At 64.3% G+C, this 12,141-nt stretch carries 11 protein-coding genes; 9 read left to right on the top strand and 2 right to left on the bottom strand.

Annotation, left to right across the window (positions count from 1 at the left end):
- Positions 1 to 170: 170 nt before the first annotated feature.
- The 6 genes from IF803_RS20290 (at position 171) to IF803_RS20265 (ending at position 6,941) form a co-directional block, all read left to right on the top strand.
- Positions 171 to 1,121, top strand: a complete 951-nt coding sequence (locus IF803_RS20290; protein WP_461193256.1) for a helix-turn-helix domain-containing protein — start codon at positions 171 to 173, stop codon at positions 1,119 to 1,121.
- 270 nt (positions 1,122 to 1,391) lie between these two features.
- Positions 1,392 to 1,646 (top strand): hypothetical protein, encoded by a 255-nt coding sequence (locus IF803_RS20285; protein ID WP_461193227.1) that lies wholly within the window; start codon positions 1,392 to 1,394, stop codon positions 1,644 to 1,646.
- A 103-nt stretch (positions 1,647 to 1,749) separates the two neighbouring features.
- Positions 1,750 to 2,955: an NAD(P)/FAD-dependent oxidoreductase gene (locus IF803_RS20280; protein WP_461193226.1), complete on the top strand. Its 1,206-nt coding sequence runs from the start codon at positions 1,750 to 1,752 to the stop codon at positions 2,953 to 2,955.
- Between the two features lie 331 nt (positions 2,956 to 3,286).
- Positions 3,287 to 5,578, top strand: coding sequence for a TonB-dependent siderophore receptor (locus IF803_RS20275; protein ID WP_461193225.1), 2,292 nt, complete (start codon positions 3,287 to 3,289; stop codon positions 5,576 to 5,578).
- A 30-nt stretch (positions 5,579 to 5,608) separates the two neighbouring features.
- The gene (locus IF803_RS20270) at positions 5,609 to 6,751 is read left to right on the top strand and encodes a PepSY-associated TM helix domain-containing protein (protein WP_028343407.1); all 1,143 of its coding nucleotides are present in this window, start codon (positions 5,609 to 5,611) and stop codon (positions 6,749 to 6,751) included.
- 7 nt (positions 6,752 to 6,758) lie between these two features.
- A complete protein-coding gene (locus IF803_RS20265; protein WP_028343408.1) occupies positions 6,759 to 6,941 on the top strand; it encodes a hypothetical protein in 183 nt (60 codons plus the stop codon).
- A 203-nt stretch (positions 6,942 to 7,144) separates the two neighbouring features.
- On the opposite strand, the gene IF803_RS20260 is transcribed toward IF803_RS20265, so the two are convergent.
- Both IF803_RS20260 and IF803_RS20255 read right to left on the bottom strand, forming a co-directional pair.
- A complete protein-coding gene (locus IF803_RS20260) occupies positions 7,145 to 8,884 on the bottom strand; it encodes an adenylate/guanylate cyclase domain-containing protein (RefSeq protein WP_461193224.1) in 1,740 nt (579 codons plus the stop codon).
- 128 nt (positions 8,885 to 9,012) lie between these two features.
- On the bottom strand, positions 9,013 to 9,810 hold the full coding sequence (locus IF803_RS20255; RefSeq protein WP_461193223.1) for an N-formylglutamate amidohydrolase: 798 nt from the start codon (positions 9,808 to 9,810) through the stop codon (positions 9,013 to 9,015).
- Positions 9,811 to 9,914: 104 nt separating this feature from the next.
- On the opposite strand from IF803_RS20255, the gene IF803_RS20250 reads away from it, so the two are divergent.
- The 3 genes from IF803_RS20250 to IF803_RS20240 all read left to right on the top strand — a co-directional run bounded on the left by IF803_RS20250 (position 9,915) and on the right by IF803_RS20240 (position 12,136).
- Positions 9,915 to 10,814 (top strand): transglutaminase family protein, encoded by a 900-nt coding sequence (locus IF803_RS20250; protein WP_461193222.1) that lies wholly within the window; start codon positions 9,915 to 9,917, stop codon positions 10,812 to 10,814.
- A gap of 2 nt (positions 10,815 to 10,816) precedes the next feature.
- Positions 10,817 to 11,629 (top strand): transglutaminase-like domain-containing protein, encoded by an 813-nt coding sequence (locus tag IF803_RS20245; RefSeq protein ID WP_461193221.1) that lies wholly within the window; start codon positions 10,817 to 10,819, stop codon positions 11,627 to 11,629.
- 108 nt (positions 11,630 to 11,737) lie between these two features.
- The gene (locus tag IF803_RS20240) at positions 11,738 to 12,136 is read left to right on the top strand and encodes a gamma-glutamylcyclotransferase family protein (RefSeq protein WP_461193255.1); all 399 of its coding nucleotides are present in this window, start codon (positions 11,738 to 11,740) and stop codon (positions 12,134 to 12,136) included.
- Positions 12,137 to 12,141 lie beyond the last annotated feature (5 nt).

The following is a 12,141-nucleotide window of genomic DNA, read 5'->3' as shown; positions in this document are numbered from 1 at the left end:
AAATGTCGCAGCGGCGCGCTTGGCGCAGAATTGAGCAAAGCATGGCCGTTTCAGGAAAGACAACCGAACTGCGCGGCGCTTAGGTCCGGAGGGCAGTTCCGCGCCTCACCGATCCCACAGACCGGCCCGCAAGGAGGGAGCGCATGAGCCTTCAAACGCGAGCACAGGTGATGAGTAAGCCGATCCTGCACGATCCTTTGCGGGATTCGTCCGCCGCATCTGATGCGCGGCAGGCCGAGGCACCGGCGGGCCCGCGCTGCCCGGCCGGCCTGGAGATGGCCCGCGTGCTCAAGACGCAGCCGCTTCGCATGGCGGCCGACCCGTCGAGCGGCGCGATAGCCTATTGGAAGCATGACGCCCTGCACGACGTGGTCAGGCCGATGGTCGACCATGTCGTCATGAGCTATCCCGCCGGCTCGCAGCGGCTGGAGCGGCGCACCGGCAGGGTGGCTTCGATAGGAACGGCGCGGTCCGGGGTCGTGACGATCATTCCTGCCGGCTCGAGCTCGCGCTGGGATATTCACCAGTCGGTGCATGTCGTTCAGCTCTACCTTCCGCATGCGACGCTGGCGCGCGTCGCCGGCGAGGCCGACACCGCCGCTCCCGGCGATCTGCTGGAGCGCACCGGGCACCCCGATCCGATTACATCGCGGTTGCTGCTGAGCGCCGCTGATGCGCTCGAGGGGAGCGCGGCGCTGGATGCGCTGTTCCGGCAGCAACTGACGGATCTCTTGGCCACGCGCCTGCTGTCGGCGCATGCCGGCGTGCCTGCCACGGTTCAGGCGACCGTGGGCGGTCTGGCGCCGACGGCGCTGCGCCGCGCCATCGAGCGATTGCGCTCGGACTGCGATGCGGACGTCTCGCTCGCGGCGCTGGCCACGGACGCCGGCCTGTCGCGCTTTCACTTCTGCCGCGCCTTCAAGGAAAGCACCGGGCTCTCGCCGCATGCCTGGCTGCGCCAGCACCGGCTCGAGCAGGCCATGAACATGCTGCGCGACACCGGCGCTTCCGTGGTCTCGATCGCGGCGGCGCTCGGCTACAGTTCGCAGACCGCGTTCGCGGCCGCGTTCAGGAAACTGACCGGCGAAACCCCGAGCGATTGGCGGCGGCGCCTGCGGTAGAAGCGTTTTCGAGCGAAGTGGGCACCGGTTCGCGTGAAGAAAACGCGTCAAAACAAGAATCCAGAGCTTCGGTTCTGATTCAATCAGAACCGAAAATGCTCTAGCCGCAATCGCTCTTCAGGTCGGGCAATCGCTCTGGGGCACTCACAAGTCCAATTCGCTAGATCACCGTGGCGCCCATGCCAACAACGGAGACAAGCGATGGCCTGGAAGGATTTCGGTAGCTCCCTGGCAGTCACGCGGCGACGCCGGGTTCTCGCGACTGCACTGATGTACGGACTTACGCTCACCGTGCGCTTCACGTCGGCAACCGGCGAGGATGCCGATGCGCTGGCGCAGGGCGCCGATGCCATGACGTCGGTGACGATCAGCGACGCCGCCCAGGCGCTGTACCGCGACTGGCTCCCGGGGGCCGCGCTGCCGATCGGCCTCCAGGATGGACCGCTCTCGGGCGCGAGAGGCTGCCGCGCAGCGTGCATGCCTGCGGCGCGCACGCCGTTCCTGTCGAGCTGCGCCCGGCAATAGGCGCTCGTCTTTTCACCTCTTCGCGTCGCCGATCGCGACAGGCTTCGCCGCACGCGGCGGCAACGCGCGGACATCAGAGACTGTCAATCCAGAGGAGATATCCATGCGAATTGTCATCATTGGCGCCGGCTTTGCCGGCATGTACGCCGCGCTCTCCGCAGCCCGCCTGCGCGACATCAAGGGCGTCTCGCCCGAGGAGCTCGAGATCGCGCTGGTCGCGCCGGAGCCGACCCTTGTGGTGCGCCCGCGGCTCTACGAGCCGAAGCCGGAGACGCTGACCGCGCCCCTGCTCGACGTCTTCAACGCGATCGATGTCGTCTATGTGCAGGGCAGCGCCGAAGCCATCGACACCAGGGCCCGCACCGTGCGGATCGTCACCGCCAAGGACGCGCGCAAGACGCTACCCTATGATCGCCTTGTGGTGGCGACCGGCAGCCGGCTGTTCCGTCCGAGCGTGCCTGGCCTCGCCGAGCATGGCTTCAGTGTCGACAACCTTGCGGACGCGATCGCGCTCGACCGCCATCTGCATGGCCTCGCCAGGCAGCCGGCATCAGTGGCGCGCGACACTGTCGTTGTTGCCGGCGGCGGCTTCACCGGCATCGAAGCGGCGACCGAGATGCCGGCGCGGCTCCGGGACATTCTCGGCAGCGACGCCAAACCGCGCGTCATCATCGTCGATCGCAACGCGGCGATCGCGCCCGACATGGGTGAGGGCCCGCGCCCGATCATCGAGGACGCGATGCGCAAGCTCGGCGTCGAAGGCCGCTTCGGTGCCGGCGTCGCCGAGGTCAGCAAGTCCGGCGTCACGCTCTCCAGCGGCGAGCATATCGAGGCCGCGACCGTGGTCTGGGCGGCGGGCATTCGCGCCGCGCCGCTGACCACGCAGATCCCGGCGGAACGCGACAATTTCGGCCGGCTGCTGGTCGACCGCGATCTGCGCGTGCCCTCAGTCGCGGGCGTGTTCGCCACCGGCGACGCGGCGCGCGCCGCATGCGACGATGTCGGCAATTACGCGCTGATGTCGTGCCAGCACGCGACGCGGATGGGCGCGTTTGCCGGCAACAACGCCGCGGCCGAGCTGCTCGGTGTCCCGACCAAGCCGTATCACCAGAAGGCCTATGTCACCTGTCTCGACCTCGGCGAGGCCGGTGCGCTGTTTACCCGCGGCTGGGAGCGCAAGGTCGAGATGGTCGGCGACGTGGCCAAGAAGACCAAGCGGGAGATCAACACCGTCTGGATCTATCCGCCGCGCGCCGAGCGTGCCGCGGCGCTGGCATCCGCCGATCCGGAGCACGTCACCGAAGTCTGAGGCTGAGCTCGGCGAAAGCACCGCAACTGCGATCGCGCGCGCTGCGCGCGATCGGTCTCATCATCGCTTCCGCGCACGGCATCGTTCGATCGCTGTGCGCGGAACTGACTCGAAGTATCGCGGAGCGAAACGCAATTTAGAATCGTCCTTAGAAGCGCTCGAAAAATCTGAGGCGCATTGACGCAGTTTCGCTGCGTTCGCGTTGCGAGCTCGCAACACCATCGGCGATAAGCCCGACACTGGACGTGTTCTAATCACCGATCAGCTGCATACGTCTTTCATCGTGTTAGTGACGGCGAAGATGAAGGCGATGTGAGTTGACGGGGGTCGGATGTTTCGTCGCACTGCGCTGGCGGCCGGGTACGTGGCCGGCAGCGGTTTGTTCGTGCTGAGTGTGGTGATGCCGCGTGAAAGCGTTGCGCAATCGGCGCTGCCGCCGGTGACGGTCGAAGCGCCGCAGCAGGCGCGGCGAACGCAGCCGGCGCGACGCGCGGCGCGTCCTGCGCGCACGACGCCGCGATCGATCGCGAACCGGGCGCCCGCGCAAGCGCAGAACGTTCCAGCACCGGGGTCGGGTGGCGGCGGAGAGCGCGGCAACGGGCCGGTCACCGGCTATCTCGCCAGCCAGAGCGTCACCGCAACCAAGACCGACACCCCGGTGCTCACGACGCCGCAGTCGATCTCGATCGTCACCCAGGATCAGATCCAGGCACAGGGTGCGCAGAACATCACCGAAGCGCTGCGCTACACGCCCGGCGTGACGATCGAAAGTTTTGGCGCCAACGCGTTCTTCGACGAGTTCAAGCTGCGGGGCTTCACCGCGCCGCGTTATCTCGACGGGCTGCGGCTGCCGACCGACACCACGACCTTCGCGGTCCCGCGCATCGAGACCTACGGTCTCGAGCGCATCGAGGTCCTGAAGGGGCCGTCATCCGGCCTGTATGGACAATCCGATCCGGGCGGCCTGTTGAACCTGGTCAGCAAGCGGCCCACCGAGACGCCGCACTACGAGATCGAGGGGTCGATCGGCTCATTCGATCGCTTCCAGGGCGCCTTCGATATCGGCGGTCCCGCCGACAAGGACGGCCGGTTCCTTTACCGCATCGTCGGCCTTGGCCGAGACAGCAACAGCCAGACCGACTTCGTTCAGGACAACAAGCTGTTCATCGCGCCGAGCTTCACCTGGCGCCCGACCTACGACACCAGCTTCACCGTGCTCTCGCAGTACCAGAAGGTCGACAACAAGGGTTACCAGCAATACGTCCCGGGACAGGTGTCCTTCCTGCCCAACCCCAACGGACATATTCCCTACAGTCGTTACCTCGGTGAGCCCGGGCTGGACGGCTATCATCTCGAGCAGTTCGCGGTCGGCTACGCGTTCGAGCATCGCTTCGACAACATCTTCCAGTTCCGGCAAAACCTCCGCTACACCCAGGTCAGCAACGACCTCGCATCGGTGCGGACCGAGGGCATGGTGACGGATCGTCTGGTCGCGCGCACCTACAACTACGTCAAGGCCAACGCCGCCAATGTCGCGCTCGACAATCAGCTGCAGGCGGATTTCGCGACCGGGCCGCTGGTCCACAAGGTGCTGGCCGGCGTCGACTACTTCGACCTGTGGGCCAATACCGACTATCGCACGACGCCGATTGCGCCGATCGATGCCTATAGTCCGGTCTACGGCACCGCCGTTCCGTCAGCCAGCTCGCTGGCGCCGTTCATTCTGCGCGACGACAGGCAGTCGCAGCTCGGCGCCTATCTGCAGGATCAGATCAAGCTCGATCGCTGGACGTTGACCATGAGCGGCCGCCAGGACTGGGTCAGCTCCGGCTTCACCAGCATGGCGTTCTATCCGCCGGCCGGCCATTATTCGCGCGATGACTCGGCGCAAACCGGGCGCATCGGCCTGAGCTACCTGTTCGATATCGGCCTCGCGCCCTATGTCAGCTACGGGACCTCGTTCACACCGAATCTCGGCGCCGACAGCGCCGGCCGGTCGTTCAGGCCGACGACAGGCGAGGGCGCGGAGGTCGGCGTCAAGTTCAAGCCGAACGGCTCGAACTTCATGGTGACGGCGGCGGCGTTCGATATCCGTCAGCAGGACGTACTGACGGCAGATCCACTCAATCCGCTGTTCAACGTGCAGACCGATGCCGTGCGCGTCCGCGGCCTCGAGCTCGAGCTGAAGGGCAATCTGACGCGCGAGTTCGAGATCACGGCGGGATACACCCATCTCGACCCGCGGGTGACGACGAGCATCGCCGGCTATGCCGGCAAGTACATGATGAACACGGCGCAGGACCAGGGCGCGGTCTGGGGCAAGTATACCTGGTATGACGGCGCGCTCGCGGGCCTTGGGCTCGGTCTCGGTGTGCGCTATGTCGGCGAGACCTACGGCGACAACTTCAATACCTTTGTCATTCCCTCCTATGCCTTGCTCGATGCGTCGGTCAGCTACGACTTCGCTTATCTGCGGCCGGACCTGAAGGGATGGAAGGCACAGGTCAACGTCACCAATCTGACCGACCACTTCTACGTTGCATCCTGCCTGACCGGGCTTCCCTATTGCGGCCTCGGCAATGGCCGCACGGTGCTGGGCACGATGAAGTACACCTGGAACTAGGTAACGAAATTGACTGCGACGACCAGATCCTTGCGGCGATGGGGCGCTGTCCATAAATGGACCAGCCTCATCTGCACGTTGTTCATGCTGCTGCTCTGCATCACCGGCCTGCCGCTGATCTTCCACGAGCAGATCGATGATCTCCTGCACAGTCAGGTCAAGCCGGCCGACGTGCCGCCAGGCACGCCGCCGGCCAATCTGGACCGTCTGCTCGGCAACGCGATGGCGCAGGCGCCGGGAAAGGTGCCTCACTTCCTGATCTGGGATCGCGACGATCCGAGCGCGATGTTCGTCAGCGTCGGCCCGACCATCGATGCCGATCCGACCAACAACCTCTTGATCCGGATGGACACCCATACCGGCGCCTATCTCGATGCGCCCGATGTGACCGGCCGCTTCACTTACATCATGCTGAAGCTGCACACCGACATGTTCGCGGGGCTGCCCGGCAAGCTGTTCCTTGGATTGATGGGGATCCTGTTCTGCGTCGCGATCATCTCCGGCATCGTCGTCTATGCGCCCTCGATGCGGAAGCTGCGCTTCGGCGCCTACCGCGCGCAGCGGACCCGCGTCGTGCGCTGGCTCGACGTCCACAATCTCGCGGGCATCCTGCTCGTCGCCTGGACGCTGGTCGTCGGCTTCACTGGTGTCATCAACACCTGGGCCGACCTCGTGCTCAAGATGTGGCAGTTCGGCCAGCTCGCCGAAATGACCGCGCAGTACAAGGACCGGCCGGTGCCGTCGAAGCTGACCTCGCTGAATGCGGCGGTCGAAGTGGCCACCCATGCGGTGCCCGGCATGACACCGAGCTTCGTCGCGTTCCCGGGAACCCTGTTCAGCAGCAAGAGCCACTACGCCGTATTCCTGCATGGCGATACGCCGCTGACCTCGCGGCTGCTGAAGCCGGCGCTGATCGACGCGGAAACCGGCAAGCTGACCGATACAAGGGACATGCCCTGGTATGTGACGACCCTGTTCGTCTCGCAGCCGCTGCATTTCGGCGACTATGGCGGCATGCCGCTCAAGATCGTCTGGGCGCTGCTCGACATCCTGACCATCTTCATCCTCGTGACCGGCGTGTATCTGTGGATGCGCCGCCGCAAGGCCGGTGTGAGCCAGGAACGCGCGATCGCCAACGCCGCCTCCATCGACAACCCCGCATTATCGTCGTGACGTCAGCATGGTCTCGCATCGTTCATTGACCCAGATCTTCGGCGCTCCGCTCGTCATCGCGGTCGTGAGCACGGTCGGATTGATCAGCGCGCTGGTCGGCGACGGCTGGTGGGATGCAGTCTCATGGGCCGGGCTCGGCCTGCCGGTGCTGCTCTATCTGGTGTTCATCTGGCGGCGCCAGCCGAATTGATCGGGTTGACCTGATCGCGCCTCGAACCGGTCGCGCAATCAGCAAAGCCGGTCCAATCGGAATATGCCGATCCCTGTGGTGTCTCATCCGCGGAGATGCGCAAGAAGCCGAACCGGCAATCGAACAAGCAGTCGCGGCCGTGCAGGTACCTGGCGTGCGGCATCGCGCTCTCGACGGCATTGTAAATTGTAAGATGACAGGTTTCACTCCGGGAGCCCCGCCATGCGTAGCGGGTTGACCAATGCGTCCAGGTCGCCTTGTCGACGATACGGCAGCAGCCTGGCCCAGCGGGCCAGGCTGAAATTGGGGTGGCCCGCCAGCAAGTCGCTTGCGATCATGCGCGCGTCATCTTGCCGGCCGAGATTCCAGAGCGCCGCTATGAGTGCCGACTGCGCGGTCAGCCAGAGCGGCCGCTGCCTCAGTACGCGGGAGGCTATATCGTGCGCCGCCGCGAAATCTCCGAGATGAAATCTTGCGCGCGCTTCGTCCACCATGGATTCGTTGCGCTCAATCGGACTGAGCCGTTGGGCGTGCTCCTCGTAGAGGACGGCTTTTCGAAAGTTACCGGCATAGCCGTGATACATGCCCGCCATGTGATGGGCGTCAGAGCTGCTGGGAGCGAGGCTGATCGCCGTTTCTCCTGCTGCCACAGCCTCATCATGACGGCGTTGATAGGTACGAACATAGCCGATCACGAGGTATGCTTCCCCGAAGCTCGGGTCGGCGGCGAGAGCCCGATCAGCGCAGCCCAGTGCGGCTTGATACGCTTCATTTTCATCCTTGATCCAACCGAAGCGCGCCTGGTCTGTCAGGGTAAGACCCAACAAATAGAGCGCCGGCATAAACGAGGCATTGATCTCCAGCGCTTGTTCAAAAAGCTTCCGGGCCTGTGCATGGGTTTGCCTTGCGAAATTAACGTACAGGGCGCGTCCCTTTAAGACATACTCATAAGCCAGCGGACTGCCCGAGCGCTTTCTCCACACCCTTGCGCGTTCACCGACCGTCAACTGCACTTCAAGCGCTTCGACGATCTCTTGCGTAATTCGGTCCTGGAGATCGAACACGTCGTCCAGGTCTCCGTCAAAGCGATCCGCCCAGAGATGGCCGCCGTCTCGACCATCAATCAACTGCGCCGTCAACCTGATGCGATTGCCGATCTTTCGAACGCTCCCTTCCAGCAGATAACGAGCACCCAGGATCTGCCCGATTTCGCGAATGTCCCGGTTCTGTCCCTTGAACGCGAAGCTCGAATTGCGCGCTATCACCATCAATTCCTGAATCTTTGACAGGGTCGTAAGGACGTCTTCCGCGATCCCATCAGCGAAATACTCCTGCTCGTTGTCGCCGCTCATGTTCTGAAACGGCAGCACCGCGATGGAGGGCTTTCCCGAAAACGGGCGCATGTGATGCGATTCGGCGGGAGTTGGTTGGCGCTCAGGCGAAGTTCTGGCGCCAATCTTCATTCGCCAGGCGCGGATCGGTTCAGTGATGTTTTTCAGATTCTGTTGGCCCATGTCTTCGAAGGCTGCATCGACCTTGCTCCGGATCTGCCGGTAGGCGTCGTCAGACAGGCATATACCGCCCGGGTCCGCGATGTTCTCCAGCCGCGCGGCGATGTTGACGCCATCGCCGAAGATGTCGTCGTTGTCGATGATGATGTCCCCGACGTGAATGCCGATGCGAAATTCGATCCGCTGCTGCTGCGGTGCGGATGCGTTGAGCTCCGCCATCCTGCTCTGAACCTCTACGGAGCTGCGCACGGCATCGACGGCGCTGACGAATTCGACAAGCATGCCGTCGCCGGTTGTTTTGACGATGCGGCCGCGATGAGCGGCGATCGTTGGATCAATGAGATCCTTTCTGGCCGCCTTAAGCCGCGCGAGCGTGCCTTCCTCGTCCGTTCCCATCAGGCGACTGTAGCCGGCGACATCTGCCGCCAGCACTGCTGCCAGTCGCCTTTCCACTCGCTCGGGCGCCACGGACTACCCTAACTTGGAAGTTCAACCCAGCCAATTAAAGCACGTCGAGCTGGCTTCGGGCTAGAGGCCACGCCCTGGCTGACCGTTAGTCGCTAGATCAGCGCCTCCGCGCGCAGCGTCGCCTCGACCTCGCCGAGGATGCGCGCCAGCCGTTCGGCCCATGCCGTCTCGCCGGCCTGGTCGGAGATCAGGTCCTGGCGGATCTCGATGCCCGAGTTCATCAGGCCGCGCGTCTCCCCATGCACCGGGATCGTGTAGTCGGTCTCGTCGCTGACCGCATAGGGCTCGTTGTCGCCGACCACGAGATCGCCCTCGGCGCGCAGACGCTTCAGCAGCAGCGGCGGCAGCACCGTGTCGCGGTGATAGAGCGTGCCGATGTGCCAGGGTCGTGCGATGCCGGCGTAGACCGGCGTGAAGCTGTGCAGCGACACCAGCACCGTCGGCAGGCCCTGACGCGCACGCGCGTCGATGATCTCGTCGATGCGTTTGTGATAGGGATCGAAGATCTGCGCGCGGCGCATCTCGGCGGCCTCGCGCGACAGGCCTTCATTGCCCGGCACCGTGGTGGCCTCGCTGATCAGCGGGATCGAGCTTGCGACATGCGGCGGACGGTTGCAGTCGATCACGAGCCGCGAATAGCGCTGCGCGATCAGATGCGCCTCGAGCCGCTCCGAGAGCCGGGTTGCGACGCCGGCGATGCCGATGTCCCAGGCGATGTGCCGCACCAGCTCATCTTCGGGCAAGCCGAGGTCGCCGAGCGGAGAGGGGATCAGCCTGCCGTAGTGGTCGCAGGTGAACAGGAACGGTGAGCGGCCGCCGGCATTGTGTTCAAGAACCGGTGAAGCGTCGGTGCTCGCGAGCAGGAACGATGGACCGCCTCCGTAATTCAAGGGCTTTTTTCCTCAACTTTGCCTATTCAGGCGGCATGCTGATCTGGAATCGGGCAGCTTTCTCTATAGATTATGCGGTCCGAAATCACGATGATTGTTTAAAGATGCCGCTGCTGACTATTCATCACAAGACCGTTTATCGCTACGCGCGCCCGGTGGCGTTCGGCGAACACCGCATCATGCTGCGCCCTCGCGACGGCCATGATCTGCGCGTGCTCGACAGCGCACTTGTGATCGATCCACAGCCGATGTCGCTGCGCTGGATCCACGACGTGTTCGGCAACAGTATGGCGATCGCCGCCTTCGACGAGCGCGCCGACACGCTGTCCTTTGTCTCGACCGCCACGGTGGAGCACAATCCGGCCGATAGGTTCGCGCTGACGCCGGACGATCCCGCCTATTTCTATCCGTTCCTCTACGACGATGAGGAATTCCCCGATCTGCAGCAGTTCATCACGCCGCAATATGGCGACCCGAACGGCGAGCTGTCGGCCTGGGCGCGGCGCTTTCTCGATGTCGAGGCGCCGACGCCGACGTTCAAGATCCTGAGCGGCATGACGCATAGCATCCGCGAGGCGTTCAGCTATCGCAAGCGCCATGAGCAGGGCACCCAGCATCCGCTCGACACGCTGCGCACGCAGTCCGGCACCTGCCGCGACTATGCGCTGTTCATGATCGAGGCGCTGCGCCGGCTCGGCATCGCCGCGCGCTTCGTCTCCGGCTATCTTGCCATGCCGCCCGGCAGCGCGCACGGCTATGTCGGCGGCGGCTCGACCCATGCCTGGGTGCAGGTCTATCTGCCGAGCGCGGGCTGGATCGAGTTCGATCCGACCAACGGCATCGTCGGCACGCGCGATCTGATCCGCGTCGCGGTGGCGCGCGATCCGCGCCAGGCGATCCCGCTGCACGGCGTCTATCTCGGCGCGGCGGATACCTTTCTCGGCATGGATGTCGACATCAAGGTGGTCTCGGTCGGCGAGAATGCGGAGCAGGAGACGGCCTGACGATGCAGATCAAGGTCGGCTTCGAGATCACCTACACGGCGGCGCAGCCGACCCCGATGGTGATCATGCTGTCGATCCATCCGTCGCGCTACGCCGACATCGTCGGCACCGAGCATCTTTCGACCGAACCGGACGTGCCGATCGGCCTCTATCGCGACGGCTTTGGCAATGTGTGTGGGCGCCTGGTTGCCCCAAGCGGTGCCGTCACCTTCCGCGGCAGCGCGCTGGTGCGCGATTCCGGACTGCCTGACATCGTCAATCCGGCGGCGCAGCAGCTGCCGATCGAGCAATTGCCCGACGATATGCTGCTCTATCTGATGCCGAGCCGCTATTGCGAGACCGACAAGCTGACCGACATTGCCTGGTCGCTGTTCGGCAACACACCGCAGGGCTGGGCGCGGGTGCAGGCGATCACCGATTTCGTGCACAACCACGTGACGTTCGGCTACCAGCACGCCCATCACATGAAGTCGGCGCACGACGTCTATGAAAGCCGCGCCGGCGTCTGCCGCGACTTCGCGCATCTGGCGCTCACCTTCTGCCGCTGCATGGGCATTCCGGCGCGCTACTGCACCGGCTATCTCGGCGACATCGGCGTGCCGCCGGACCCGGCGCCGATGGATTTCTCCGGCTGGTTCGAGGTCTATCTGTCCGGCCAGTGGTACACCTTCGATGCCCGCCACAACACGCCGCGGATCGGCCGCATCCTGATGGCAACCGGCCGCGACGCCGCCGACGTCGCCCTCACCACGAGCTTCGGCCGCATGACGCTGACGAAGTTCGTCGTCGTGACCGATGAGGTGGCTGTGGCCTAGCCTCTTCAGCCATTTTCTGTCATTCCGGGGCGATGCGCAGCATCGAACCCGGAATCTCGAGATTCCGGGTCTGGTCCTTCGGACCATCCCGGAATGACAACTGAACCCATGACCCCCGATCTTCTTTTCGTCTACGGCACGCTGATGCGCGGCTTCGACCATCCGATGGCGAAGCTGCTTGCGGGCAATGCCGAATTCCTCGGGCCGGCGCAGTGCCGTGGCCGGCTCTATCTGGTGAAGCATTATCCGGGCCTGGTGGTGTCGGACGATCCGGCCGACATCGTGCATGGCGAACTGTTCCGCCTGCGTGAGCGCGAGGCCATGCTGCGTGAATTCGACATGTACGAGGCCTGCGGCGAAGGCTTTCCGCCGCCGACCGAGTATGTCCGCGAGCTGCTCGAGGTCACGCTCGCCGACGGCAGCGTGCGCGAGGCGTGGACCTATCTCTACAACTGGCCGGTCGCCGAGCTGCCGCGGATCGCGTCAGGAAAGTTCCTGGAGCATTAGCTACT

The sequence above is a fragment of the Bradyrhizobium sp. UFLA06-06 genome, from assembly GCF_054820065.1.
This window is presented reverse-complemented; position numbering and strand designations above follow the sequence as displayed.

Bases quoted from the DNA above. Each gene is read 5' to 3' on its own strand.
- IF803_RS20275 (WP_461193225.1), top strand. From the start codon at position 3,287: ATGTTTCGTCGCACTGCGCTGGCGGCCGGGTACGTGGCCGGCAGCGGT.
- IF803_RS20250 (WP_461193222.1), top strand. From the start codon at position 9,915: ATGCCGCTGCTGACTATTCATCACAAGACCGTTTATCGCTACGCGCGC.
- IF803_RS20240 (WP_461193255.1), top strand. From the start codon at position 11,738: ATGACCCCCGATCTTCTTTTCGTCTACGGCACGCTGATGCGCGGCTTC.
- IF803_RS20245 (WP_461193221.1), top strand. From the start codon at position 10,817: ATGCAGATCAAGGTCGGCTTCGAGATCACCTACACGGCGGCGCAGCCG.
- IF803_RS20265 (WP_028343408.1), top strand. From the start codon at position 6,759: ATGGTCTCGCATCGTTCATTGACCCAGATCTTCGGCGCTCCGCTCGTC.
- IF803_RS20285 (WP_461193227.1), top strand. From the start codon at position 1,392: ATGTACGGACTTACGCTCACCGTGCGCTTCACGTCGGCAACCGGCGAG.
- IF803_RS20280 (WP_461193226.1), top strand. From the start codon at position 1,750: ATGCGAATTGTCATCATTGGCGCCGGCTTTGCCGGCATGTACGCCGCG.
- IF803_RS20290 (WP_461193256.1), top strand. From the start codon at position 171: ATGAGTAAGCCGATCCTGCACGATCCTTTGCGGGATTCGTCCGCCGCA.